This is a genomic window from Chitinophaga sp. 9-1-y (genome assembly GCF_059511905.2).
Map to the genome: position 1 here is coordinate 4,336,749 of NZ_CM197955.1, position 26,500 is coordinate 4,363,248.

Below are 26,500 nucleotides of genomic sequence, written 5' to 3' on the forward strand. Positions count from 1 at the left end.
ATCCTGTACAAAGACAATACCCGCGTTACTCTGCTTTTAAACTCTTCACCGGGTTCGTCAACGCTGCCTTCACCGATTGAAAACTGATGGTCATCAAAGTAATCAGTACAATCAAAACAGCGGCGGCCACAAATATACCCGGGCTGATATGAATGCTATAGGCAAAGCCTTTCAGCCATTGGCTGCTGGCCCACCAGGCCACCGGAAATGCAATAAGCATGGAAATTCCCACCAGCTTCAGGAAATCTTTTGATAGCATTACTACAATGGCACTCACCGTGGCGCCCAATACTTTCCGGATACCGATTTCCTTCAACCTGCGCTGAGCCGTAAAGGCCGCCAGTCCAAATAAACCTAAACAGGAAATCAGGATGGCCAGTCCGGCGAAATACCGGGATAACAAAGACACCTGTTTTTCTGCAGCATACATCTTGTCGTAATTGCTGTCCAGGAATTTATAATCGAAAGAAAAGCCCGGGTTAAACTGCTGATAAAGTTGCCCCAATTGGGCAAGTGCTGTCTTTTCCCGCCCCGTTTCCAGCTTCACTACAAACTTGTAGGCAGAAGATCTGTCCAGAATAAAAAACAACGGTTTTACTTTATCGTGGAGCGACTGGAAATGAAAGTCTTTCACCACACCGCCAATATGCATTTTCGTTCCCCATAATTCCACCTCTTTCCCAATAGGATGCTGCATTCCCATGAATTTAATGCCCGCTTCATTGAAGATGATCATGGAGGTGTCTGTACCGAAGTCGCGGGAAAATCCCCTGCCCTCTTTTATTTTGATGTCCAGCGTTTTCAGCAGATCATAGTCGATGGGTACTGCCTCAAACTCTGTTTTGTCTTTCACATCTTTTCCTTCCCATATCACGCCGGAAGTACCGGAGCTATGGCCAGTGAGGGTATGCGCAATACTGGAGGCATCAACAACACCCGGTATGTTCTTCACTTCTGCCAGGAAGGCATCCTGCACCTTGTTATTATCCAGCTTTCCTTCTTTCGTAAACGTGATGATATGGTCTTTATCGTAACCGAGATTCTTTGTTTGTATGAAGCTGATCTGGCGATAAATCACCAGCACGGCAATGATTAGCACAATAGAGAGGCTAAATTGAAACACCACCAGTCCTTTTCTCACTACCAGTTCTCCCATCGTTCCTCTCAGCTTTCCTTTCAATACCAGCGCGGGTTTAAAGCCAGAAAGATACAAGGCGGGATAACTGCCTGCCAGGAGTCCGGTCAGCAAGGTGATGACCAATACCGATATTATTAATCCGGGTTGCAACTGCGACAATGCCAATTGTTTCCCGGTGATATTATTGAAGGCGGGCAATGCAAACATGACCAGTACTAAGGCAAAGGCAAGCGCCAGGAAAGCCATCAGCACAGATTCTCCGAGGAATTGCAGCATCAGTGAGCCGCGGCCGGCGCCCATGGCTTTCTTCACACCTACTTCTTTGGCCCTGCCAGATGCTTTGGCGGTTGACAGGTTCATGAAATTAATGCAGGCAATGACCAGGATAAAAATGGCAATGAGGGAAAAGAGTCGTACATAATCTATTCTTCCTCCTACCTGTATCCCGTTTTCGTAGCGCCCGTGCAGGTACCGGGTAGAGTACTGCTGGATAAAAGGCGTACGGTGGGTAATGTCATTATTGGTATTTCGCTTAATGAAGTCTGCCAGTTTTATATTGAATTTCTCCGGGTCTGTACCTGGCTTCAGCGTCAGGTAAGTTGAGGGGCCTGTGCTTCCCCAATTATCTAAATTCTCTGTGACCCTGGAATACGCCGTTGCAGGCAATACAAAGTCGAACTGATCGGACGAATGCTGTCCCGGCGATTTGAAGATACCTGTTACCATGAACTGTTCTTCATGCTGCATCTCTACCGTTTTGCCGATAATATTGGTGGTGGTACCAAATAATTTCTCCGCCAATTGATCAGATAACACGATCGACTTCTTTTCCTGCAACACCTGGGCTGCATTGCCCTGGAGCAGGTCATAAGAAAACATGTTAAAGAAATCTTTGCCGGCATACTTCCCGTTCGATTTAATATTCTTTTCATTATTTACAGACAGGGTAGCTTTAGGGATCCAGTCTGTAATGGCCGTGTATTCCACTTCCGGCATTTGTTTCACCAGGGCGTCAGCCATAGGAACAGAAGAGGACTGGGCTGTCCATATACCACTGGCCTGTACCCGGTTTTCCATTACCTGGTAGAGGTTAGCATCTTTTTTATGAAAACGGTCCATTTGCAGTTCATCATTTACCCAGATGTAAATGAGCAGTGCGCAGACCAAACCCGTGGACAGGCCAATCAGGTTGAGGATAGCAAACCTGCGATCTTTTATCAGATTACGCCAGGCAATTGCCAGATAGTTTCTAAACATAAGGATATATTGCTTATTCCTGGGTGGACAAAGGAAATGCCATGCACATTTTACATAGCCAACAATGCTATACAAATAACAATTATACGTAACCTGTTCGAAACTGCACAGTACCCGTTCGCATATATAACATGATAGCTATAGTTGTAACGGCTACGTATTAACGACACAGCACCGCATGCCGCGGTGCTGTGTGCCTCCAAATATAGTATAGTGTAGTGGCCTACTTTGCCGGGATATCCATAATGGTAAACTGATCAGTGACCGGGTTGATAGCCGCCAACACCTGGTCGAAGAAGGCCGGACCTTCCGCAGCATACCAGGGAAGCAAATTTTCTTTGCGTTCCTGCAGGGAAGCTGCCGGGAACAATTTATTCTTCAACTGGCGGATCTGGTCTGTTTGCCATGCAAACTTTTTCTTTTCTGCGCGCAAAAATTTATGCTCCAGCTTCCCGACCGATTTCAATGCTTTCGTTCTTTCGGAGCCGGTAGTTGCTACCAGTGTTACATCAATACTGCGGGCTTTTGCTTCAAGTGCATCAAACAACTGTTCAACGGCAGCGTATTCGTCTTTCAGCACCAGCGAAGCATTGGTATGTTGCTTTACATAGTCGTTGACAATATCTTCCGTGCGCTTAAACAGTTCGTTGATACTGATACCCAGCTTCTGCATTCTCTGCCTGGAAAACTCATCGGTGAGTAACAGGGAATTGCGCAATAACAAAATGGGGAATGGTACTTTGTAGTGGGCAAATAATTGCTGTAACTCCAACCAGTAGGCAATTTCACCGCCTCCGCCAATGAAGGCCAAATTGGGCAAAATGGTTTCCTGGAACATACCACGCAAAATCACGTTAGGGCTGAAGCGTTCGGGATGTGCTTCCAGCTCAGCTTCCAGCGAATCAGCGGTAAAAGTCAACGAGGTGTGTAATACTTTCCACTGATCGCCTTCCCGCACGATGCGTTCGCGCATACCCTCCTGTAAATAAAAAAGATTTATTTCCCTGGGGTTGGCCTGCATTTTATAATGCTCGGTCAGCTTTTCCAGGGTATTATTTACGATGCCATAAGAAGTTTGGTTAAATAGTTCATCCTTTATAACGGGCAGGTATAAACGTTTTAAAGCCGGGCTGTCTGGTACCAATACTACGAGTCCAAAGCGGCCAAACAAGGCATCTACCAGGTACAGCGTAGCTTCCTGGATATTGCTATGTTCGAGGTAAGCCTTACGGAATAATTCCATCAACTCATCTGCAAAGGGGGCATAGCCAACGGCTTTCTTTACCTCTGCCAGCATAGCTTCCAGTCCTTCGGGATGCATGCGTCCTACAGCGCCCTGCTGGCTGGTATTCCAGGTAATCGTTTTACCATCTATGTAAATGCTGCCCAGTTCCTCGAGGTCGGCATCTTCACTGCCCATATAATATACCGGTACAAAGTTATGCTGCGGGAATTGCTCCTTCAGGGTACTACAAAGCTTGATGGTTTGCAGAATTTTGTAGGCGAAATAAAGATAGCCGGTGAAGATATTAGGCTGGTGTGCGGTGCATACCGTAAAAGTAGTGGGTTGCAGCAGGGCGGTGATATTATCCTGCACTGCTTTTGTGGGTTCGAGCGAAGCGTATTGTGCTTTCAGCGCTGCTACCAGGGCCGCTCTCGGTGTATCAAAATTTTGCCTGGCTTTAATAGCCGCTGCAAAGTCCGGATGTACAGGAGAATAGGTATAAAATGGTCTTATCTGCGGATGCTCTGCTAAAAAATCTGTTACCAGCTGGTTAAAGTAACCAGTTTTCCCATAAGGAATATACTCCAGCATATTGAGTTGCGAATTACAAATTACCAATTAAAAAACGACGCAGTGCCAATACATCGAAATTTTTGAATGTACGAAGTTAGGTAAATAGTTAATTGGTTGGTCAATTTATGGTTGACCGGTATCTTTCAGAGGGGAGTCCTTTCATGCAAAGGAGTACCACAAAGGGGAATAGCACCGGAAATATCGGGTCTTTGGCGCTTGTTTTGGAGAGGTAATGGGATGGATGGCCGAATGGCCGATTACTTTCATTGAAATCTGTGTATTATGAAAATAGCGATATTGGCACCCGTGGCATGGCGTACTCCACCCCGGCATTATGGCCCCTGGGAACAAATGGCCAGCAACCTGGCCGAAGGATTAGTGGCGAAGGGCCAGGAGGTAACCTTGTTTGCCACAGCCGATTCTGTCACGACCGGGCATCTGTCGGCCATCTGTGCTAAAGGCTATGCAGAAGATCCGGATGCAGATGCGAAAGTAAATGAGTGTATGCATATCAGTTACCTGATGGAACAGGCGCGCGACTTTGACATCATCCATAATCATTTCGACTTCCTTCCACTCACGTATTCCCGGTTGATCAAAACGCCGATGGTGACTACTATTCACGGATTCTCATCTCCCAAAATATTACCCGTATACCAACGCTATAACGACAGATGCAGCTATGTATCTATCAGTAATGCTGACCGGCACCCCAGCCTCCACTATGCGGCTACCATTTATAATGGCATCAATCCCGCTGACTTCCCGTTTGAGCCTGTCCCGGATGATTATCTTCTATACTATGGACGTATTCATCCGGATAAAGGAACCCATGAAGCCATACAAATAGCCCTGCATACGGATCGCCGGCTGCTTATAGCCGGTATTATCCAGGATGAAGCCTATTACCTGGAGAAAGTAAAGCCTTATGTAAATGGCGATCAAATCCGCTACCTGGGCGCCGTTGGGGGCCAGCAACGCAGCGAACTATTGGGCAAAGCACAAGCGCTGTTACATCCAATTCGATTTAATGAGCCTTTCGGACTGAGCGTAGCAGAAGCCATGCACTGTGGTACCCCGGTCATCGCCTTCAACAGGGGCGCTATGCCGGAACTAATCCTGGATCGCAAAACAGGTTTCCTCGTAGATGATATGCGAGAGGCTACTGCCGCCGTGGAAGACCTGAGCCTGATTACACGGGCCGATTGTCATTTACATGCCAACAATACATTCAGTGCGGGAAAAATGGTGGAAGCGTATATGGCCTTGTATAACGGCATTTAGCCGTTAGCTATTAGCTTTTAGCAAAATGCAGCGAAGACCAACATTTGATGATCTTCGCTGCATTTTGCTAAAAGCTAACAGCCAATGGCTAAATGCTATTTCTACACTCCGTCCGCTTTTATCTGCGACAGCAATTTCTCCAGGTTGACTGTAGCAAAGCCGGACGCGTATATGACCTTGTATAACGGCATTTAGCCGTTAGCTTTTAGCTTTTAGCAAAATGCAGCGAAGACCAACATTTGATGATCTTCGCTGCATTTTGCTAAAAGCTAATAGCCAATGGCTAAATGCTATTTCTACACTCCGTCCGCTTTTATCTGCGACAGCAATTTCTCCAGGTTGACTGTAGCAAAGCCGGACGCGTATATGACCTTGTATAACGGCATTTAGCCGTTAGCTATTAGCTGTTAGCTTTTAGCAAAATGCAGCGAAGACCAACATTTGATGATCTTCGCTGCATTTTGCTAAAAGCTAAAAGCTAACGGCTAAATGCTATTTCTACACTCCGTCCGCTTTTATCTGCGACAGCAATTTCTCCAGGTTGACTGTAGCAAAGCCGGACGCGTAGTCCGACAGGCCATATGGGATAATCAACTCATCATTGTGAATCATAGAGCCGCAGGAATATAATACATTGGGAACATATCCTTCGCGTTCATCTTTGTTGGGCATCAGCAGGGGTTCCCGCAAACGGCCTATTTCTATATTGGGATTTTCCAGGTCCAGCAGGCTGGCGCCGATGCAATAGGTACGCATAGGCCCTACCCCGTGGGTAATAACGAGCCACCCCTCCGGTGTTTCAATGGGGGAACCGCAGTTACCAACCTGTACAAACTCCCAGGCATATTTGGGCGTATGCAGTATTTGCGGATTTTCCCAGATATTGATTTTATCTGAATACATGATGTATCCATTAATACCATCTATACGGGAGATCATTACATATTTGCCGTTTATTTTGCGTGGAAACAGCGCCAGGTTCTTGTTCTGCGCGCCTTCTCCATACAGTGGCATGATTTTGAAATTGTAGAAATCTTTTGTTTGCAGCAGCTTGGGCTGAATGGTGATGCCGTCGTAGGCGGTATAGGTGGCGTAGTAAGTAACGCCGCCATTTTCGCTGGTATATTTTACGAAGCGGGCATCTTCAATTCCCCGGCTTTCTGCGTCTGAATAAGGGAAAATAACGCGGTCCGACAAGTCCGTGTCCAGTGAAAAATTCAGTTCATAGTAGGAGTCCGCCAGCCAGAGCACTCTTTCCAGGCCTTTTTTCAGGAGGTGATCTACCTGGAAGCGCTGCTGCGTTTCGCGGATCACTTTTTTGAGTACCTGGTATTCGAAATGATCCGGTAAACTGCTTTGTATTTCCTGCATCACGGAATCCGGCAAGCGGATAGAGGCCGCATTTTGAAAAAATATATGTTTCTGGTAGAGGGAATTGCGGATAATCTCCGCTTCATCCACGTAATTGCCTGGAGCGATCAGGGATATTTCATTGTTCTTGTCCACAATCCCGGATCTGAAAGCGATGGAAGATACGTGTCCTTCCCCCACTGCACGAAAGCTCATGATTACCCGTTTCTGTCCTTCTTCCAGACCGCTCTGGTCTACATCTTCAATCAAAGAAGGGTTGAAGAAAGCGGCGGATTCGATAGAGTATTCGTTGGTGAAAAAGGAGCCGGCGAGTAGTTTCCTTTTCAGTGACCACTCCTCATAATCAATTTGCAGGCTGGGAAACAAGTGCCGTAGCCGGTCTGCGTGTCTTTCAAAAATCCGGGTAATATTCCGGTGACGACGGGAAAACTCCCTGAGTATAGGCATAATCGTTATGTCAACCTCAGCATCGCTCATCGCCGCCACCTGTTGGATAATAGATTTAGCCCTGGCCTCTCCGTTAAAAAAAAATCTCGCCACAACGCGTTTCAGGTCAGGGTAGACCTTTGTGGATTTCCGCTCTATTGACAATCGCATGTTTTCTGTTTTGTTAAATACTGAACCCGTCTTCCAGGACTACACCTTTTTTAACAACAACAATGCCGTCTTTGACTGTGTATTTTTCAAAGTCTCCGTCTGCCAAATGCTTACCGCCATTTATATGTACGCCGTTTCCGATACTGCAGTTTTTATCGATGATAGCGTTGTTAATGATACAATTCTCTCCAATGCCCATGGTAGGGCGTCCGGCAGCTTTTGCATTTTCAATTTCGTCCAGCGTTTGGTAGTAGTCGCTTCCCATAATATAGGCATTGCTGATTTCAGAGCCTTTGCCGATGCGGGTACGTATGCCTACTACCACCCTTTCCAACCGGTTTGCCATTATAATACAACCATCGGCGATCATTGTTTTCTCCATGTGGCCCGAAATTTTGGCGGGAGGCAACATTCTGGCCCTGCTGTAGATGGTCTGTGATTCATCGAAGAGGTTAAATAACGGGATTTCGTCCGTGAGGCCTATATTGGCTTCGAAGAAAGATTCAATATTACCGATGTCTGTCCAATAGCCTTCATACTGGTAGCTGAATATTCTTCTGTGGGCTTCAATAGCCTGTGGAATGAGCTGTTTACCGAAGTCGGCGGCCTCGGGCTGGTCATTGAGCATATCAAAGAGTACCTTCCTGTTAAAGATATAGATACCCATGCTGGCCAGGTAAACGCGGCCTTCTTTCTGCATTTCCTCGCTTACTTCCGATGCCCACGGCGGTAGCACCGCCTGGGAAGGCTTCTCCGTAAAGGAAACAATAGCGCCTTTCTCATCTTCCTTTAATATCCCAAAATCAGAAGCATCCCTTGCGCTTACCGGAATAGTGGCAATGGATATTTCCGCGCCCGTGTCAATATGGTGGCGGATCATCTTTTTAAAATCCATCTGGTACAACTGATCACCGGATAAAATGAGTACATACTCAAACTCAAAATTCTCCATGTGATGAATACATTGCCTCACGGCATCTGCTGTACCCTGGTACCAGGTGGGGTTATCAGGCGTTTGTTCCGCTGCCAGGATGTCTACAAAACCCTTATCAAAATTGCTGAAGTGATAAGTGTTCTTAATGTGTTTGTTCAGGGAGGCCGAATTGAACTGTGTGAGTACAAAAATGCGGTTCAGTTCAGCATTCAAACAATTGGAGATGGGAATATCCACCAGTCTGTATTTACCGGCCAATGGCACCGCTGGCTTGGAACGGCGACGGGTAAGCGGATACAGGCGGGTGCCGGCCCCTCCTCCGAGAATAATGGATATTACATCGTTAGTCATAATGGGAATTGGTTTTTAATGTTTCATCATTCAATATTCTAAACTATTTCATGCTACTGTACATGTCTACATAGTGTTGTGCAGAACTACCCCAGGAATGATCAATCTTCATGCCCCGTAAACGTACTTCTTCCAGGTGGCTCGTGTCCTGGTATAACTCTATGGCTCTTTTTACGGAGTAACAAACATCCCAAACGCCGGCATGATTAAAGCGGATGCCTACACCATCCTTGTCTCCAAAGTCAACAACCGTGTCTTTCAGGCCACCTGTGCTACGCACCATGGGTACGGTACCATAACGCAGGGCATACATCTGGTTCAGCCCACAGGGCTCTACCCGCGAAGGCATCAGCAGGAAGTCGCTGCCCGCGTAAATCAAATGGGATAACGATTCATCGTACCCGATGTGTACATTAAAACCATAGCTCACCACCTGGCGGGTTTGTTGTAATGACCACTCAATATGCGGATCTCCACTGCCCAATACCAGGAAGTTGGCTTCTCCCGGCAGCTCATGCAGGGAGCGTCCTATGATTTCCGGCAACAGGTCAGCGCCTTTGTCGCCCACCAGGCGGCCAATAAAAGAGATCAATGGTAAGGAAGCATCCAGGCCGAAGCGCTCACAGAGGCGTTGCTTATTTTCTTTTTTGCCGGCATCTACGGTATCTATATCATAGTTCTGTACCAGCATCTGGTCCGACTCCGGATCCCATACCAGCGTATCAATACCATTCAGAATGCCTACCATCTTGGCTTTTTCCTGGGTAATCAGGCTTTCCAGGCCATTGGCATTTCCAAACAACTCCTCCAGGTAACCGGGAGATACCGTAGTTACCCGCCAGGCGCATTTAATAGCCGCGGCCAGGGGGTTGATAGCGCCGCCCCAATCCAACAGGCCCGACTTCCATAAGTCGAAAGAAGGAATCAGGTATAGCTTATCCCATCCAAACTGGCCCTGGTATTGGGCGTTGTGAATGGTAAGTACAGAAGGAATATCTTTTAAGCGGGCATATTTATAACCATAGGCCATCAGGAAGGGGATTAACCCGGTATGATGGTCGTGGCAATGGATCACATCCGGCTGGTGCTGCCATTCGTTGATCCAGTCCAGTACCGCCACCTGGAAGGCCAGGAAACGTTCGGTATCATTGGAGTATCCGTATACGCCGGGCGTATCGAGCAAGCCGGGGATATCCACAAGGTACAGGTCAAATCCCAGCTCATTACTACGTTCTTTCAATACATTAAAATGATACCAGTCGTGCCCCAGCCACATACCGGCCTGGTGCACCACGTCGAATTCGTGGGTATCATAATACTTGGTCCGGTAGGCGGGTACCACTACTTTGGCAAAATTTCCTAACTGGTGCTGGTATTTGGGCAAAGCTCCCACCACATCACCTAGTCCACCTACTTTGGCTACCGGGTAACATTCCGCGCTAATGTGTAAAATCTCCATGCTAAATAATTGATAATGCTTTATTAAGTTAAACTGGAAAAACAAGAAAACAAAGGACGGGGCAGAATTTATTTTATAGTGGATTTTTAGGGAGATGATTTCCGCGGATTTTGTCTGGGAGCAGGATTAAACTGATTAGACTGATTTTATTTTTTTTGATTTTAGAAGATTTTGAAAGATATGGAAAATATATACAGATATATTCATGAACATCTCCAAAATCTTTCAAAATCAAAAAAATATAATCAATTAATCAGCTTAATCAGTTTAATCCTGCTCCCAGACAAAATCCGTGGGGTATATTTGTAGTAGTTATTGTCATGTGTTCATCCTCTAAACATACCAGTTATGGATTTTGGTCGTGTTCCTACCCCCGAACTATCAGAGATCGATTTTAAGCTGCCTGCCGAACCTGTTTTTAATAAGCAGGTATTAAAAGGCAAGCCCGTTAAAAATCCTCAGGCCTGGCTGGGCTGCGCCAAATGGGGCCGGAAAGAATGGATCGGGAAAATTTATCCTAAAGGCACCAAAGAAGCCGACTTTCTCGGCGAATATGTAAAACACTTTAACAGCATAGAGCTGAACGCCACCCATTACCAGATCTATGGCCCTGCCACCATTTCCAAATGGGACGCCAAAGCCGCCGGGATGGACTTTAAGTTTTGCCCTAAAGTACCCCAAAGCATCAGTCATTTTAGTAACCTGATCAGCGCGGGCGACAAAACCACCTCTTTCCTGGAAGGCGTGCTGGCCTTCGGCAAACACCTGGGACCCATCTTTTTACAATTGAGTGATAAATATGGTCCGGCCAAACGGGAACAACTATACGAATACCTCGCTTCCCTGCCGAAAGACCTGCAATTCTTCGTGGAACTGCGGCACAAAGCCTGGTACGAAGATGAAGCCGTGCGACTGGAATTATTTGAAAAGCTGCGGGAACTCAACGTGGGCATCATCATCACCGATACCGCCGGCAGACGGGATGTAGCCCATATGCACCTCACCATTCCCAAAATATTCATCCGGTTTGTAGGCAATAGCCTCCACCCTACTGACTATACCCGGATCGACGACTGGGCCAACCGCATCAAATACTGGCTGGATATGGGTTTGAAAGAAGTATACTTTTTCATGCACATGCACGATGAGGCCAAATCCCCGGAACTGGCCGTATACCTGATCGATAAGCTGGAAGCCGTTTGTGGCCTCCACGTAAAAAAGCCCCAATTTGTAAAAGAATAACGCTTTTTTTGACGAATACATTACAAGGCATAGAAAAGCCGGACTGAAATATTAATTTCGCCCTTTCAAAACCGGTACTTAAAATGATGCGCGACAAGCTAGAGCAATTGGCCCAGCAACTGGAAGGCAAGCTTTATACAGACGATACCATGCGAACACTCTATGCCACTGATGCGTCGGCATATCGTGAAATGCCCCTGGCAGTAGCTATTCCACAGCATATCGATGATCTGAAAACACTGATTAGCTTTGCCCGGGAAAATAAAACCTCGCTGATTCCCCGCACCGCTGGTACTTCGCTGGCCGGACAGGTAGTTGGCAACGGCATCATTACCGATGTATCCCGCACCTTTACCAATATACTGGAACTGAATAAAGAAGAAGGCTGGGTACGCGTACAACCCGGCGTGATCCGCGATGAGTTGAACATGTTCCTCAAACCACACGGCCTTTATTTTGGTCCGGAAACCTCTACCGCCAACCGCGCCATGATAGGCGGCATGGTGGGCAACAACTCCTGCGGCTCCAACTCCGTGGTATACGGCAGCACCCGCGAACACCTGCTGGAAGTAAAAGCCCTGCTGAGCAACGGCGAAGAAGTAACCTTCGGCAGCATGGACGCCGAAACCTTCCACCAGAAATGCGAAGGCCCCGATACACTGGAAACAAAAATCTACCAGCAAATCCGCAGCAGCCTTAGCAATCATAACTACCAAACCGAAATCAGGAAAGAGTTTCCGAAGAAAAGCATTCCCCGCCGCAATACCGGCTATGCGGTAGACATGCTGCTGGAAACCAATCCCTTCACCGCCGGCACGGAAGACTTTAACTTCTGCAAGCTGATCGCCGGTTCTGAAGGCACCCTGGCCTTTCTCACAGAAATAAAACTGCATGTAGATCCCGTGCCTCCCAAAGAAACAGGCCTGATCTGCATCCACTTCAATAATATCGATGAGTCGCTCCGCGCCAACATCCTGGTAATGGACTACAAACCCAGCGCCAGCGAGCTGATTGACCACTACATCCTGGAATGTACCAAAGACAACATCGAACAAAGTAAAAACCGCTTCTTCGTCCAAGGCGATCCCGGCGCCATTCTCGTAGTAGAGTTTTGCCGCAATACCCGCGAAGAAGTAGTAGAAATTGCCGGCCGGCTGGAAGCTACGCTGCGCGCCGCAGGACTGGGATACCACTTCCCCCTCCTCTTCGGCGACGACAGCAAAAAAATATGGGCGCTCCGCAAAGCAGGTCTGGGCCTGCTCAGCAACCTCCCCGGCGATGAGAAAGCCGTACCGGTCATTGAAGATACCGCCGTAGCCGTAGAAGATTTGCCGGACTTCATCCGCGACTTCAACGCCATCCTGCAGCAATATAAACTCTACGCCGTTCACTATGCCCACGCTGGCAGTGGTGAAATACACCTCCGCCCTATCATCAACCTGAAAACGGAAGAAGGCAACCTCTTGTTCCGTAAAATTGCCGAAGAAATTGCTACCCTCGTTAAAAAGTATCATGGCTCCCTCAGCGGTGAACATGGCGATGGCAGACTGCGCGGAGAGTTTATTAAACAAATGGTGGGCGACAAAAACTACGAACTGCTGCGGCAAATTAAATATACCTGGGATCCCGAAAACATTTTCAATCCCAACAAAATCGTAGACACACCGTCTATGAATAGCATGCTGCGCTACGAACCGGGCCAAAAGGTACCGGAAATCAATACTATCTTCCATTTCCCGCAGCAAACCATGTTGCAACATGCCGAACAGTGCAACGGTTCTGGCGACTGCCGCAAAACACAACTGAGCGGTGGTACCATGTGCCCCAGCTACATGGCTACCCGGAATGAAAAAGATACTACCCGCGCCAGGGCCAATATACTCCGCGAATTCCTGACACATAGCCACAAAGAAAACCGCTTCGATCATAAAGAAATTTACGAAGTACTGGATCTGTGCCTGGCCTGCAAAGGATGTAAGTCTGAATGTCCGTCCAACGTGGATATGGCCAAACTGAAAATGGAATTCCTCCAGCATTACTACGATGCCAACGGCGTACCCCTGCGCGCAAAAATGATCGGGAACTATTCCAAATTATCCTCACTGGCCGCTATTGCACCAGGGGTATATAATGCGATGATCAATAACAATTTTACGGGTGGCATCATCCGTAAATTCTCCGGCTTTGCCGCCAAACGCTCTTTACCAGGCCTTTACAGCACTACCTTACGGAAATGGTTCAACGAAAAATGGCCCAAAGAAAAACAAGGCGCTACCGGCAACAAAAAAGTATACCTTTTCTGCGACGAATTCACCAACTATAACGATACTGCTATTGGCATCAAAGCTGTACAACTGTTGCACCGCCTGGGCTATGACGTACAAATGATTGAGCACCCGGAAAGCGCCCGTGCTTATATGTCGAAAGGATTACTGCGGAAAGCGAGGGACTATGCGGAAAGCAATGTGCGTATATTCAGCAACGTTATCAATGAAAATGTGCCTTTGCTTGGGGTAGAACCTTCTGCCATCTTAAGTTTCCGCGATGAGTATCCCGACCTGGTACGGGAAAACCTGCGTACATCTGCCAAAGCGCTGGCGAAACATGTATACCTGATCGATGAATTCCTGGCAGCAGAAGCAGATAAAGGACATATCACCGCCGCTCAGTTTACCAGCAACAAACAACATATCAAATTGCATGGCCACTGCCAGCAGAAGGCGTTGTCTTCCGCATTGCACAGCAAAAAGATGTTATCATTACCACAGAACTATTCCGTGGAGGTGATCCCTTCCGGTTGTTGTGGTATGGCAGGTTCTTTTGGCTACGAAAAAGAACACTACGACCTGAGTATGCAAATAGGTGAAATGGTACTGTTCCCAGCCGTACGTAATGCCGCAGCAGGCACCATCATTGCTGCGCCTGGCACCAGTTGCCGTCACCAGGTAAAAGATGGCACCGGCGTGAAAGCCTTGCATCCGGTAGAGATATTGTATAACAGTCTGGCATAAACGCGGATATTGTCTTGTCCAGGATTAAACTGATTATACTGATTATATTTTAAAGGATTAAAAAAGATGATGGGAGACCGAAGCGGATATACCAGCTTCGATCTCCCATCATCTTATAAAATCAAATGAAAGAATCAGTATAATCAGTTTAATCCTGGACAAGACAATATCCGCTATACTCTCCCCGTATATAACATGGTTTCATAGTGAAACTTCACCATGCCTTGTTCCTGGTACTTCTCAAACAAATCTTTGAGCGCTTTTATCATGTCTTCATATACCGGGTGGCCTTTCTCCGGTGCGTAGGACGACGACAGCAACCTGCCTTTCAGCGCAGGAAAATCGAAGATCTGTGCGTTCTGAAACACTTTTTCCTGCATGGTACCCGGCTGAAAAAAGCCGGCTAACTGTGACGCCCCAACGTTTCTGTGTTGCATATCTTTATAGTCCGTACCGAACTGGTGCAGCAGTTTTTCATAACCTTTCTCGAAGGGTAACTCCGCCTGCCGTACATTCCACATCAGCGCCACTGAAGCATCTTTACGGCCAATACGCCGGAATTCTGCTGCCGTGGCGGTTTGATCGAACCAGTGAAAAGCGGTGCCGGCTACAACGAGGTCTACGGAAGCACTAGGTAAGGTAGTATGTTCTGCAGACCCGGCGAGTGCAGTAAACCCGGGATAACGTTGTAACAGTTGTATGGCCTTCTCTCTCATTTCTGTATTGGGTTCTATGGCATATACCTTATTCCCGTTATCGAGGAAGGGCTGGGCAGAAATGCCGGTACCAGCACCAATATCGGCCACAATCGTTGCGCGGGTTAAACCCGTAGCAGCAGCCAGGTAAGGAATAATAGCCACCGGATAATGTGGCCGGTATTTTACATAGTTATCTACCCTGGTACTAAAACGTTCGGTATTTTTCATGATACTGAAGTTAAGGTTATTCTCCTAAACCTTTAGGGCGCTTGTCTTCACTACCATGTTCTTCCAGTTCGGCCAGTTTCTTCTTACCGTAGGCCATTTTAGTAATGAGCACATACAGCACGGGCACGGTGAAAATACCGAGCAACGTAGCGGCCAGCATACCGCCTACTACGGTAAAGCCTATATTTACACGGGAAGCAGCACCAGCACCTTTCGCCAAACACAGGGGCACTACCCCGAGTATGAAGGCGAAGGAAGTCATGAGGATAGGACGCAAACGCAACTTCACCGCCTCTAAAGTAGCATCCAGTAGCGGCATACCTCTATCCACACGTTCTTTACAGAACTCTACGATCAGGATGGCATTTTTCGCGGCCAAACCAATGAGGGTAATCAAACCAATCTGGGAATATACGGAGTTGGCCTGTTTGGTGAGCGACAGGGCCAGGATAGAGCCAAATAACGCAATAGGTACTGCCAGCAACACGGAAAATGGTACTGACCAGCTTTCATACAATGCGGTGAGCAACAGGAACACAAACAGGATAGATAAGGCGAAAATCAGTACACTACTGTTACCCGCTTCAATTTCCTGCAAGGATACGTTGGCCCACTCAAAACCGAAGTTTTCCGGTAATACTTTAGCCGCCACCTCTTTCAGGGCTTCAATGGCATCACCACTACTGTAGCCTGTTTTACTATCCCCGTCAATTTCCACGGAACGATACAGGTTGAAGTGATTGATGACTGGAGCTCCTGCGGATTTCGAGGTGGTGATAAGGGCGCTGAGTGGCACCATTGAACCCGTGTTATTTCTTACATAATAAGTATTCAGGTTATTGATGCTGGTACGATACAGGGAATCGGCCTGTAGTACTACTCTGAAGCTGCGGCTGAACTTGGTGAAGTCATTTACATACAATCCGCCGAGGAAAGTTTGCAGCGCATTGAATACATCGCTTACGGCTACACCGAGTTGCTTACATTTATCACGATCTACTTCCACATTAAACTGTGGTGTATTGGCGCTAAAGAAAGCGTATGCCCGCGCTATTTCCGGCCGTTGGTTGGCAGCCATGAGGAATTGTCCCATTACTTGCAGGAACTGGTTAATGTCCGGATTGCTCCGCTGTTCCAGGATAAAGGAGAACCCGCCGGAAGTACCTAACCCACGCAGGGTGGGTGCGGGAATACAAATGATATTGGCGCCGATGATTCTCATCGTGGACATTTGGATACGGCCTAATACCGCGTTGATATTATCGCCGTGTTTATAGCGTTCATCCCAGGGCTTAAGACTCACGAAGAAGGTACCTGAGTTGGGCTTGGTGGCATTGGCCACGAAGTTAATACCGGTGATGCCGAAGAAGTGTGCTACGGCGCTGTCTTTCGTCAGGATTTCGCTGATCTGCGCCACCACTTCTTTCGTTCTTTCTGTAGAAGAGGCTTCCGGCAGTTCCAGTGCTATAAACAAAGCACCCATATCTTCCTGCGGTACGAAGGTGGTAGGCGTTTTCTTGAATAAGTAGAATGCGGCTGCGAAGATCAATCCCATGATAATGAGTACTGCCGGCGTTTTCCGGATAGAAAACATCACCCCCTTTCCGTAGCGGTTGGTGACTCTTGCAAACCATTCATTGAATTTAAAGAAGAGCTTATTGAGGCCATGGGATTTTTGGGTAAGATGGGCAGGCTTCAGCAGGATGGCTGTTAATGCGGGCGTAAACGTCAGGGCGAGGAAAGCGGATAACAGCACCGAAAAAGCGATTGTCAATGCAAACTGTTGATACAAACGTCCGCTCACGCCGGGAATGAAAGCTACCGGCACAAACACCGCTGCCAGGATGAGGGCGATGGCAATTACCGGTCCCTGTACCTCTGACATGGCTTTAAAAGTAGCGTCCCGGGGCGACATCAGGTCCGCATCAATATGATGCTGCACCGCCTCCACCACCACAATGGCATCATCCACCACAATACCGATTGCGAGTACGAAACCGAACAGGGTGAGGGTATTAATAGAGAAGCCCAATAGCTGGAAGAATATAAACGTTCCAATCAGGGAAATAGGAATTACCAGGATGGGAATGAGGGTGGCCCGCCAGTTCTGCAGGAATATGAACACCACTACTACCACCAGTACGAGGGCTTCAATAAAGGTCTGGATTACTTCATCAATAGAGATCCGCACAAAGGACGTGGTTTCAAAAGGCACCAGCCATTGTACATCTTCCGGAAAATTCTTTCCCATTTCCTTCATCTTGGCCATTACCTTATCGTTCACATCGAGGGCGTTGGCGCCTGGCGAGAGGTAAATAGCCATCCCGCTACCGGTTTTACCATCTGCCTTTGCATCGATGGCATAGGTAAAGGAGCCGAGGTTGATGCGGGCTACATCCCGGAGCCTTACCAGGCTACCGGTTTTGCTGGTAGCTACTACCACGTTGCCGAATTCTTCAGAAGTGGCGAGGCGGCCTTTCACGCTTACAGTATATTCAAATGCCTGTTGTTTGCCCATAGGTGGTGCACCGATACTACCAGCGGGTACCTGTTGGTTTTGTTCGGTAATGGCCCTGGAAATATCTCCGGCAGTAAGTCCGAGGGCGGCCATCTTGTCGGGGTTGAGCCAGATACGCATACTATAGTCCTGTGAGAAAGCGTTCACATCCCCTACTCCGACGATACGGGCCAATTCAGGTTTCAGGTAGATGTTGAGGTAGTTATCGAGAAACTCGCGGCTATGCTTTCCTTTGGGTGAATTCAGCGCAATTACCATTAGCATGTCGTTAGAGCGCTTCTTCACCGTTACGCCTACACGCCGTACTTCATCGGGGGTACTGGGCAGTGCCAGGCTCACCCTGTTTTGTACGTCGAGTGTAGAGATATCGGGGTTGGTACCCAGGTTAAAGGTGACGGTGATACTCATGGAGCCGTCGTTGGCGCTCACGGACTGTATGTACATAGCGCCGGGGGTACCGTTTACCTGGTTTTCTATGGGCGTGGTCACTGTTTCTTCTACCGTAGTGGAGTTGGCGCCCACGTAATTGGCCCTTACATCTGTTACCGGAGGTGCAATGTCCGGCAGCTGTGCAATGGGAAGGTTAAACATGCAGATGAGCCCTACAATCACAATTATGATAGCAATTACGATAGTAGTATTCTTACGCTCTATAAAGGTTTTTGAGATCATACTGTGATAGTGATTTATTATTATTGTTTCCCTGCCGCTCCTGCGCCTGCGCCTGCAATGTTCACAGTGTCACCGGGTTTTACGCGTTGTATGCCTTCTACTACGATGCGGTCGCCGGCTTTCAGTCCGTCGAGTACCAGCATCATGGTGTCTGTAACGGCGCCTGGCACAATGTCTTTGGGCGTCACTACATTATCTTTACTGAGAGTATATACGCTGGTTTCAGAAAGATTCTGAATGATAGCCTTAGCGGGAATAGCGAGCTGGGTAGCCGGTGTACCATATTGCATCACCACTACAATGCTCATCCCGGATTTCAGCATACCGTCTTTGTTCTGGAATACGAGGCGTACCCGGACGGTACCGGTTTGTGCATCAACGATATTGTTGATGGTAAGTACTTTGCCTTCTTCCCCATAGCGGGTACCGTCTCCAAACTGGATCAGGAATTTCTCATCGCCCTGACCTTTCTGGATGCGGAGGAATTCCGGCAGGCGGGCCTGTGGGATATCCATATCAGCAAACATGGGGTGTTCGTTCACGATAGTATTGATCAATGTTTGGCCTGCATTCACGATATCGCCTACTTTAATTTGTACGATACCTATTTTACCGGTGACCGGTGCTTTTACCACTGCGTGGTTCACGTCTGTACCGGCTCTGGCAACAGCAGCCTTGGCGGCGGCCAGGTTGGCCTGGGAAGAGAGCATGGCGGTATACGCCTGGTCTACGGTTTGTTTGGAAATGGCATCGTGGTCCAGCAGGGTTTTATACCTTTCATAATCTTTTTTCTTCTGGGCCAGATCGGCTTCCGCCTGTTGCTGGGTGGCGGCTACCTGACCGTATGCAGCGGCGGCACGGCTCCGGTCTATATCATATAAAGGTTGCCCTTTGGTTACATTGCTGCCATCAGGTACCCGGATGGCTTCGAGGTAGCCGGAAACATCCGGGCGGAGTTCCACTACATCATGTGCCTGGAGGGTAGCCGGAAATTTCTCGGCCACAGTATACACGGCAGGCACCACATCCGCGGCTACTACCGTAGGTTTCATCTTTCCCATCATCCCGGCCTGTTGCTGTTTTTTGCTGTTGCCACAGGCTACACAGAGTATCATACCTGCCACGTAGAAGTTCCGCTTATAGTTTATTAGATACATAGGAGAAATTAATTGCGAATTACGAATACAACTGCTTATTTGATTTTGCCCATGGCTTTATCCAGGTCTGTTTTGCTGATCAGGGTATTGAGCAAGGCCTGCACATAATCTACCTGCGCCTGTTTCAGGTCACTTTCTGCGGAGGTAACATCCAGGCTGGTAGCCACACCTTGTTCAAACTTGAGTACAATGCGGTCATATATTCCCTGCGTAAGGCCCATATTGGTTTTCTGTGTTACAAACCGCGATTTGTTATTGAGATATTGGGTACTTGAATTGGCCACGTCTACTTTAATTTGCTGGGCCAGGTAGTCCAGGTCGTTTTGCGACTTCTTTAAAGTAATCTTGTTTTCCCGGATCTGGTGGAGCCTTTCTGTACCGGCAAAAATGGGCCAGGAAAGACTTAAACCCAGTGCGGAAGCGCCATAACCTGTTTTATACAGGTCTCCGAATTTTTGGGAGAAATAGTTAAACCCATAGTTCACATAGGCGTTAAGGGTAGGAAGATACCCCAGCTTTTTGCTTTTCAGGCTCAGTTCATTCAGGGCAATCTGGGTGCTTTGAATACTGTATTCAATTCTGTCCTGCACCTGGTAATCGAGTGTATCAGCAATATAGGCATCCACGTTCAGGTCCTGCACGGTTTCGGTAAGTGTTAGCTTTGCCTCCTGCGGCATGCCCATCTGGAACTTCAATAACTGCATCGTATACACGAGAACACGGATCTGGGTTTCTATGTCGGTAACAATATTATTGTAAGAAACCTGTATGCGGTCTACATCTACCCTTTCGGCAACGCCTACATCATAGCGGGCTTTGGTATCGGAAAGGGTTTTGCTCAGTTGGGCCATATTGGATTTAGCCAGGCGGATATTCTCCTCATTGGCCAGCACAGCATAATATGCTTTGGTGATGGCTACTTTGGTATCTATTTCTGTACGTTTATAGGCTTTTTTCGACAAGTCGCCATACACCCTGGAGGCTTTGAGTCCCAGGAAGTAGTCGCTGTTGAAGATGGCCTGATCAACCTGCCCGGTAGCAGAAGAAGACCATTTGGTACCAAACTGTACGGGCGTTCTCTTATTGGGGTCTGCGCCGGTGAGATCCGGGATCAGGGAGGTTTGCAGTTTAATGTTGTCTATCAGTCCCCCGGTAATATTAACGTGGGGTAAAAATTTACCGGTAGCCTCTTTTATCTGTTCCTGGGAGAATTGTACATCCAGCCGGGCATTTACCACATCGTTCTGATGATCCAGTCCGTATTGTATGCAATTCACCAGGTTATAGGCATAGCTGCCAGGCTGCGTCGTATCTGCCTGCCCGTAAGCTATTATTCCTGGTAATAAAAGAAGGGTGAAGAGAAAAAAACGACAATGCATACTTATTACTTTGAAAGTATATGATGATTGATAAATACTTAACAACGAACAGGTAAAAAGGTTGTGCCCTTTTTGTGGCCACCTGGCTACAAAAACGAAGGCTGCATGCTAATAGCTAATAGCAGTTGGCTAATCGCTATTTTCGTATCTTTCAGAAAAGTTACTGTTAACTATGTCTATGTCTGTTATAAAAGAACCCAAACCCTTTCATCGTGAGTTTGAGCTGGAGCGGTTAATCCTATTCAGTGACGCGGTATTTGCCATTGCCATTACTTTATTGATCATCGAAATCAAATTGCCTGCTATACCGGGGAAAATGCCTGCCAGTGGCTACTGGGATCTGTTACGGCCAACTGCTATTGAATTTCTGATTTTTGCAGCCAGCTTTGTATTTATTGGAAATTTTTGGGTACGGCATCTTCAGTTATGCCGCTTTTTCCAAAATTACAACGAAGGATTGATTCATCGCAATCTTTTCTTTTTATTTTTTATTGTATCATTTCCTTTTTCCACTTCGGCGATTTTGCATACAACGGCTCATTTTATGTTGCCTTTTTTTATCTACCTGTGTAACCTGACAGGCTGTTTGGCCGCCTTATTCTGGATTAGTTATTATGTATTTCAGAAAAATCCTCAACTGGCGGTAGCGGGGCATCATACAGAAAAGGAGTTGTTGTACCAGCGGTGTAAATATGGATTTCTCACAGCGGCAACGGGTTTTACCTGTATTGCCATGACCTATTTCCTGTACCCGGAGAATACTGCGTATCAGCGTATCAGTTATATGATTATTCCGGCGCTGGGGCTGTTTAATTATTTTCGTTTAAAGATAAAGAAACGCAATACGCTCCGCCTTGTACATAAAGTAGAGGCCAACAATTGAAACAGAAACGGTAGCTTATGATGGAACTGGATAAAAAGGAAGCCCAGCTACTCCGCCGTGCCATACATCAATGGCAGGAGGAGCAACTCATCAGCGCTGAGCAGGCTGGCAAGCTGCAGGAGAGCTATAAAGTAGTGAATACCGACTGGCAAACCATTACCCTGTATATATTCATCGCCGCCATTTCCTGTGCCCTGATGGCTTTCGGCTCACTGGTGCTGGATGAAAAGTGGATAGAAATTATCCGGAAAAAGTTTTCACTGACCGATAGCGTGATTGCGCTCCTGTTTGCCGGGCTCACCATCTTTTTATGTTATGAAGGCTGGCGGCGGAATAAGCGGCAGCCGGTGTTTTCTTTCAATCGAGAGCTTTTCTGGCTGTTACCCATACTCAGTATAGGCGTTAGCGTGGTGTACCTGGGCAAAAGCGTCAATTACCTGGATGGCAATTATGGCATTTTCTGGCTGGTGGCAACGGCCTCTTTCGGTATACTGGGCCTTACGCTTCATTCCCGGCTGATGTGGATTGCCACGCTTTTGTGCCTGATACCGGCTTATGTGAAGCTTACCTACTTTCTTACCAGCGATGCGCCTTATTTCCTGGGTATGAACCTCCCCTGCCGGATGGCGGTGCTGGGCGGTCTGCTGGTGGGTGTAGCCTGGATACTACGTCCCCTGAAAGTATATACACCGATCAAAAATATTACCTGGAGCGGCGGCTGGCTGTTGCTGATCATTTCAGGCTGGCTCATCTCTATTTTCGGTAACTGTGGGACGTGGGACGAATGGCAACAGCTACGGCAGGTACACTTGTTGCAATGGGTGATTATTTACACCGTATTATGTGTGGGCGTACTGCTGCTGGGCATCCGGATGAAGGATGACCTTTTACGCGACCTGGGCGTTATTTTCCTTTTACTGGACTTGTATACCCGTTACTTCGAGTATCTCTGGGATCACACGAATAAAGGGCTTTTCTTCGGGATACTCGCCATTTCCTTTTGGTGGGTAGGGCGACTGATAGAAAAGCGGATGAGGCGGGGATAATACCACGGATATTGTCTTAGGACAGGATTAGACTGATTAAACTGATTTTTTTATTTTGATTTTAAATGATCAAAACTGACATCAGTATAATCAGTATAATCCTGAACAAAGACAAGCGTCAAAGGCGCCTTCTACGCTACGGCCACTTGCTGTGCCGCCAGGCCATAGCGACTGGTATCGCTGATACTCCAGTCGAAATTACCGGTTATCCATGACCGTAGTACGGATACATAACGGAGCAATTCATAATCTCTTTCATCTCCTTTTAGTGGCAACAGTTTTTCCAGGGTGATGAAAATGGCAACTTCTTCATTGTGCATGCGGGCGGCCTGGTTCACGGCTTCCTGTAAACTAAGCTGCCGGTGATGCTGCAATACCAGCACCAGGTTATGTACATCGCCCTGGCGTGCTTCTTTGGTGCAGGAGAAGAGGTCGTTGGACCAGCATACGATGTTATTACAGGCCTGGATCATGCGCTGTAACAAGGGTTGTTCAATAATGGTACGGGAGAGATAAATTTTCTCGATGATTTCGATGGCTTCAATATCCGCCAGGAGGGCGCCGGTAAAGGGGCGCATGTGTACATAGTCTTCCACGGAAGGTACCAGTCCGGCTTCGCGGTTTTCTGCTTCCCAGATACAGGACCTGAAATAATCCTCCATACTGCGAATGAAGCGGAGGCGCCAGGCGGGGCTGCCAATGACGCGCATCCTTTCCCAGATACTGCTGAGGGCCGCCGGCAAGGGACCACCGGTTTCCGGTGTTACGAGCCGGTTGGATTGCAGGATGTCCATAAACCCTGCCATGATACTTTTCAGGTAATCGGCCCTGCGTCCGGCGGAGGCCTCGTCGCATTGGTCGTCTAAAATAAAGAGCCAGGTATTGAAATCAGCTACAATACAAAGCTCATGGAGGGCGGCATCGGGGAAAGCCCTTGCTGCCAGCCAGGCGAAGCGGGCCTTGTGAAAACGTTGCCAGGCTTTTTCGGTGGTGAGCAAGCCGTGAAATGCTACCCAGGCAGCTACGTGATCCTGGGCTTGGTTAACATGTTGGTTAATACCAGAGGGGAAGGGATACCTGATATCAGGCATTTGAATGGTTGTCATGTGTCTTTGGATTTAATAGTTAATGATTGAGGGTACTAAAAAGCATAGGCATAACCGGGCTTTTCCCGGTAGGAAAGCTAAATGGCATAGCAACGACCAACCGCTATTTCAGGCAGCCGGCAGCTGGGCGATAAAAATAATACCAGCGGGGAAGGGATACCCGATATCAGGCATTTGAATGGTTGTCATGTGTCTTTGGTTTAATAGTTAATTATTGAGGGTACTAAAAAAGCATAGGCATAACCGGGCTTTTCCCGGCAGGAAAGCTAAATGGCATAACAACGACCGCCCTGTCAGGCAGCCGGCAGATGGGTGATGAAAATTTTACTTCCTAAACAACGCTTGGTAAATATTAAACTGGCATAGCTAAACAAAACAAATTACGCACCGGTGGCATTGATCGGGATATTCATATACTTCAATACCAAGGGCAAAGCACGATGAAACCAAACGGTAAATGAATCGGGATCTTTTTCCATTAATTCGATAATATGACCCGAAGACAAATATTGGTAATCACATACTTCAGATGGATTAGGGGATATGTTGCCGTTAAAAGTCCCCAGCAACACATGGTCAAATTCATGTTCGGTTAACCCATTATCGAATTCCGCTCTATAGGTGAATGTAAAAATTTCCTGCATGTCGCAATCGAAGCCCATCTCCTCTTGCAAACGGCGATGAGCGGCTGCCGCTGTAGATTCCCCCGGATAAGGATGACTACAGCAGGTATTGGTCCACAACCCGGGAGAATGATATTTCTCCAACGCTCTGCGTTGCAATAATATCTCTCCGGCATCATTAATGATAAATACGGAAAATGCGCGATGGAGTAGTCCTTTATAGTGCGCTTCCATCTTCTCCATTGTACCAATAGCTTCGTCTTGCTCGTTCACTAAAATTACGTCCGGTGATTTCATAGTATCACAAATATATTTTAATTACGCTTCCGGCAGATGGAAAAATAGGATAAACTGCCAAAAACAACGCTGTTTATAGCTAAATATTGGTTGAATGGTTAACAACAATGACTTTAACGGTTACTACGCTAAATATATATAAATTTCCGGACTTTTGCAGTACAACAACAACGATTATGGCAGAAGACTTACATATTATCCAGGGGAATAAGGCCACGCAATACACCTCCCTGATCCCGCAAATCAAGGGTTTACTGGAAGGAGAAACAGACCTGGTGGCGAATCTGGCCAACGTAGCCGCTGCGTTAAAAGAGCAGTTCGGATGGTTTTGGGTGGGATTTTACCTGGTAAAAGGAGATGAATTGGTGCTGGGCCCCTTCCAGGGACCGGTAGCGTGTACCCGTATCCGTAAGAACAGGGGCGTATGTGGCAGCAGCTGGGCACAGGCAGCTACCCTTATTGTACCCGATGTGGAAGCGTTTCCGGGACATATTGCGTGCAGTAGTCTTTCCAGGTCTGAAATAGTAGTACCATTGATCCGCGACGGTGAAGTAAAAGCCATCCTGGACGTAGATAGCGAACATCTTTCTCATTTTGATACAACAGATCAACAATTCCTGGAAGAAATTGTGGCACTGATTGTGTTATAGGACCACCACATTTTGTGTCATTATTTTACGGAGAAACCATTATGCTATTTTTTCGAAAAAAAAATACAGAGACAGCACTTCCGAATGATTTGTTGGCTTTTATGCAGACAGACATCCACTCCCATCTCCTGCCCGGCATCGATGATGGGGTACCTGATGTAGCTACAGCTGTGCAGTTTATAGCACAGCTGCAGCACCTGGGCATCAAAAAAATTATTACTACCCCACACATCATGATGGATCGTTATCCGAATTCCCCGGATACGATGACCGCCCCCTACGAGGTGGTGCAGCAGTCCCTGTCTCAAAAAAATATGACCCTCCCCTTCCATTACGCCGCCGAATATTACCTGGATGAACAATTTGAAGCGTTGATGACAGCGCCGCTGCTAACACTCAACGGGGAACTGGTACTGGTGGAAATTTCTTTCATGTCGCCCCCTCCACAGTTACATGGGTGGCTTTTTGAACTGGGTGCACAAGGTTATACTCCCTTATTGGCGCATCCGGAGCGCTATAATTATTGCCATAAAAACTTTGAATTGTATCAGCAGTTTAAACAATGGGGGTGCTTGTTCCAGGTAAACCTGTTATCGCTCACCGGCTACTATGGCAAACATATTCAGCAGGCGGCCGAAAAACTAATGGAACTAAATATGATCGATTACATCGGCACCGACCTGCATCATGAAAAACACCTGCAGGCGATTAGCGATATCAGTAAAAATAAAAAGCTGCGAATGGTATTAGAGCAATATCCATTTAAGAATGCAACACTGTGAGCACCGTAACCTGGTTCTA

At 47.3% G+C, this 26,500-nt stretch carries 18 protein-coding genes; 7 read left to right on the forward strand and 11 right to left on the reverse strand.

Annotation, left to right across the window (positions count from 1 at the left end; translation table 11 throughout):
* Window positions 1–25: 25 nt before the first annotated feature.
* Window positions 26–2,395 carry an ABC transporter permease gene (locus AC5ZC7_RS17060; protein WP_496157705.1) on the reverse strand — a complete coding sequence of 790 codons (2,370 nt, stop codon included), beginning with the start codon at window positions 2,393–2,395 and terminating at the stop codon, window positions 26–28.
* Window positions 2,396–2,618: 223 nt separating this feature from the next.
* Window positions 2,619–4,211 (reverse strand): bacillithiol biosynthesis cysteine-adding enzyme BshC, encoded by a 1,593-nt coding sequence (gene bshC, locus AC5ZC7_RS17065; protein ID WP_496157704.1) that lies wholly within the window; start codon window positions 4,209–4,211, stop codon window positions 2,619–2,621.
* A 264-nt stretch (window positions 4,212–4,475) separates the two neighbouring features.
* On the opposite strand from bshC, the gene AC5ZC7_RS17070 reads away from it, so the two are divergent.
* Window positions 4,476–5,477: a glycosyltransferase gene (locus AC5ZC7_RS17070; RefSeq protein ID WP_496157703.1), complete on the forward strand. Its 1,002-nt coding sequence runs from the start codon at window positions 4,476–4,478 to the stop codon at window positions 5,475–5,477.
* Window positions 5,478–5,975: 498 nt separating this feature from the next.
* Here the strand turns inward: AC5ZC7_RS17070 and AC5ZC7_RS17075 are convergent, their stop codons facing one another.
* From AC5ZC7_RS17075 to AC5ZC7_RS17085, 3 genes are read right to left on the reverse strand one after another with little or no spacing between them, the layout of a single operon-like run.
* Window positions 5,976–7,445: a glycoside hydrolase family 130 protein gene (locus AC5ZC7_RS17075; protein WP_496157702.1), complete on the reverse strand. Its 1,470-nt coding sequence runs from the start codon at window positions 7,443–7,445 to the stop codon at window positions 5,976–5,978.
* Between the two features lie 13 nt (window positions 7,446–7,458).
* Entirely contained in the window at window positions 7,459–8,730 is a 1,272-nt protein-coding gene (locus tag AC5ZC7_RS17080) for a glucose-1-phosphate adenylyltransferase (protein WP_496157701.1), read from the reverse strand.
* 43 nt (window positions 8,731–8,773) lie between these two features.
* The gene (locus AC5ZC7_RS17085; RefSeq protein WP_496157700.1) at window positions 8,774–10,189 is read right to left on the reverse strand and encodes a glycogen/starch synthase; all 1,416 of its coding nucleotides are present in this window, start codon (window positions 10,187–10,189) and stop codon (window positions 8,774–8,776) included.
* A gap of 348 nt (window positions 10,190–10,537) precedes the next feature.
* Between AC5ZC7_RS17085 and AC5ZC7_RS17090 the strand changes: the two genes are divergently transcribed.
* Both AC5ZC7_RS17090 and AC5ZC7_RS17095 read left to right on the forward strand, forming a co-directional pair.
* A complete protein-coding gene (locus tag AC5ZC7_RS17090) occupies window positions 10,538–11,431 on the forward strand; it encodes a DUF72 domain-containing protein (protein ID WP_496157699.1) in 894 nt (297 codons plus the stop codon).
* An 86-nt stretch (window positions 11,432–11,517) separates the two neighbouring features.
* Entirely contained in the window at window positions 11,518–14,442 is a 2,925-nt protein-coding gene (locus AC5ZC7_RS17095; RefSeq protein WP_496157698.1) for an FAD-linked oxidase C-terminal domain-containing protein, read from the forward strand.
* Window positions 14,443–14,615: 173 nt separating this feature from the next.
* Here AC5ZC7_RS17095 and AC5ZC7_RS17100 read toward each other — a convergent pair whose 3' ends face one another.
* From AC5ZC7_RS17100 to AC5ZC7_RS17115, 4 genes are read right to left on the reverse strand one after another with little or no spacing between them, the layout of a single operon-like run.
* Window positions 14,616–15,368, reverse strand: a complete 753-nt coding sequence (locus AC5ZC7_RS17100) for a methyltransferase domain-containing protein (RefSeq protein WP_496157697.1) — start codon at window positions 15,366–15,368, stop codon at window positions 14,616–14,618.
* Window positions 15,369–15,384: 16 nt separating this feature from the next.
* On the reverse strand, window positions 15,385–18,558 hold the full coding sequence (locus AC5ZC7_RS17105; RefSeq protein WP_496157696.1) for a multidrug efflux RND transporter permease subunit: 3,174 nt from the start codon (window positions 18,556–18,558) through the stop codon (window positions 15,385–15,387).
* A gap of 20 nt (window positions 18,559–18,578) precedes the next feature.
* On the reverse strand, window positions 18,579–19,715 hold the full coding sequence (locus AC5ZC7_RS17110) for an efflux RND transporter periplasmic adaptor subunit (protein WP_496157695.1): 1,137 nt from the start codon (window positions 19,713–19,715) through the stop codon (window positions 18,579–18,581).
* A gap of 35 nt (window positions 19,716–19,750) precedes the next feature.
* Window positions 19,751–21,094 carry a TolC family protein gene (locus AC5ZC7_RS17115; RefSeq protein WP_496157694.1) on the reverse strand — a complete coding sequence of 448 codons (1,344 nt, stop codon included), beginning with the start codon at window positions 21,092–21,094 and terminating at the stop codon, window positions 19,751–19,753.
* A gap of 178 nt (window positions 21,095–21,272) precedes the next feature.
* Between AC5ZC7_RS17115 and AC5ZC7_RS17120 the strand changes: the two genes are divergently transcribed.
* Together AC5ZC7_RS17120 and AC5ZC7_RS17125 are read left to right on the forward strand one after the other, a co-directional pair.
* Window positions 21,273–21,977, forward strand: a complete 705-nt coding sequence (locus AC5ZC7_RS17120; RefSeq protein WP_496157693.1) for a TMEM175 family protein — start codon at window positions 21,273–21,275, stop codon at window positions 21,975–21,977.
* Window positions 21,978–21,994: 17 nt separating this feature from the next.
* The gene (locus tag AC5ZC7_RS17125) at window positions 21,995–23,023 is read left to right on the forward strand and encodes a hypothetical protein (RefSeq protein WP_496157692.1); all 1,029 of its coding nucleotides are present in this window, start codon (window positions 21,995–21,997) and stop codon (window positions 23,021–23,023) included.
* A gap of 131 nt (window positions 23,024–23,154) precedes the next feature.
* Here the strand turns inward: AC5ZC7_RS17125 and AC5ZC7_RS17130 are convergent, their stop codons facing one another.
* Together AC5ZC7_RS17130 and idi are read right to left on the reverse strand one after the other, a co-directional pair.
* Window positions 23,155–24,129 carry a terpene synthase family protein gene (locus AC5ZC7_RS17130; RefSeq protein WP_496157691.1) on the reverse strand — a complete coding sequence of 325 codons (975 nt, stop codon included), beginning with the start codon at window positions 24,127–24,129 and terminating at the stop codon, window positions 23,155–23,157.
* Between the two features lie 380 nt (window positions 24,130–24,509).
* Window positions 24,510–25,049 carry an isopentenyl-diphosphate Delta-isomerase gene (gene idi / locus AC5ZC7_RS17135; protein WP_496157690.1) on the reverse strand — a complete coding sequence of 180 codons (540 nt, stop codon included), beginning with the start codon at window positions 25,047–25,049 and terminating at the stop codon, window positions 24,510–24,512.
* Window positions 25,050–25,225: 176 nt separating this feature from the next.
* On the opposite strand from idi, the gene msrC reads away from it, so the two are divergent.
* Window positions 25,226–25,699, forward strand: coding sequence for a free L-methionine (R)-S-oxide reductase MsrC (msrC, locus tag AC5ZC7_RS17140; RefSeq protein ID WP_496157689.1), 474 nt, complete (start codon window positions 25,226–25,228; stop codon window positions 25,697–25,699).
* 101 nt (window positions 25,700–25,800) lie between these two features.
* Window positions 25,801–26,481 (forward strand): CpsB/CapC family capsule biosynthesis tyrosine phosphatase, encoded by a 681-nt coding sequence (locus AC5ZC7_RS17145; RefSeq protein WP_496157688.1) that lies wholly within the window; start codon window positions 25,801–25,803, stop codon window positions 26,479–26,481.
* The last annotated feature ends 19 nt before the right edge of the window (window positions 26,482–26,500 follow it).

Coding starts and splice junctions, on each gene's coding strand:
- AC5ZC7_RS17145 (WP_496157688.1), top strand. CDS start 25,801: ATGCAGACAGACATCCACTCCCATCTCCTGCCCGGCATCGATGATGGG.
- AC5ZC7_RS17125 (WP_496157692.1), top strand. CDS start 21,995: ATGATGGAACTGGATAAAAAGGAAGCCCAGCTACTCCGCCGTGCCATA.
- msrC (WP_496157689.1), top strand. CDS start 25,226: ATGGCAGAAGACTTACATATTATCCAGGGGAATAAGGCCACGCAATAC.
- AC5ZC7_RS17070 (WP_496157703.1), top strand. CDS start 4,476: ATGAAAATAGCGATATTGGCACCCGTGGCATGGCGTACTCCACCCCGG.
- AC5ZC7_RS17075 (WP_496157702.1), bottom strand. CDS start 7,445: ATGCGATTGTCAATAGAGCGGAAATCCACAAAGGTCTACCCTGACCTG.
- idi (WP_496157690.1), bottom strand. CDS start 25,049: ATGAAATCACCGGACGTAATTTTAGTGAACGAGCAAGACGAAGCTATT.
- AC5ZC7_RS17095 (WP_496157698.1), top strand. CDS start 11,518: ATGCGCGACAAGCTAGAGCAATTGGCCCAGCAACTGGAAGGCAAGCTT.
- AC5ZC7_RS17100 (WP_496157697.1), bottom strand. CDS start 15,368: ATGAAAAATACCGAACGTTTTAGTACCAGGGTAGATAACTATGTAAAA.
- AC5ZC7_RS17115 (WP_496157694.1), bottom strand. CDS start 21,094: ATGCATTGTCGTTTTTTTCTCTTCACCCTTCTTTTATTACCAGGAATA.
- AC5ZC7_RS17085 (WP_496157700.1), bottom strand. CDS start 10,189: ATGGAGATTTTACACATTAGCGCGGAATGTTACCCGGTAGCCAAAGTA.
- AC5ZC7_RS17080 (WP_496157701.1), bottom strand. CDS start 8,730: ATGACTAACGATGTAATATCCATTATTCTCGGAGGAGGGGCCGGCACC.
- AC5ZC7_RS17110 (WP_496157695.1), bottom strand. CDS start 19,715: ATGTATCTAATAAACTATAAGCGGAACTTCTACGTGGCAGGTATGATA.
- AC5ZC7_RS17105 (WP_496157696.1), bottom strand. CDS start 18,558: ATGATCTCAAAAACCTTTATAGAGCGTAAGAATACTACTATCGTAATT.
- bshC (WP_496157704.1), bottom strand. CDS start 4,211: ATGCTGGAGTATATTCCTTATGGGAAAACTGGTTACTTTAACCAGCTG.
- AC5ZC7_RS17120 (WP_496157693.1), top strand. CDS start 21,273: ATGTCTGTTATAAAAGAACCCAAACCCTTTCATCGTGAGTTTGAGCTG.
- AC5ZC7_RS17090 (WP_496157699.1), top strand. CDS start 10,538: ATGGATTTTGGTCGTGTTCCTACCCCCGAACTATCAGAGATCGATTTT.
- AC5ZC7_RS17130 (WP_496157691.1), bottom strand. CDS start 24,129: ATGACAACCATTCAAATGCCTGATATCAGGTATCCCTTCCCCTCTGGT.
- AC5ZC7_RS17060 (WP_496157705.1), bottom strand. CDS start 2,395: ATGTTTAGAAACTATCTGGCAATTGCCTGGCGTAATCTGATAAAAGAT.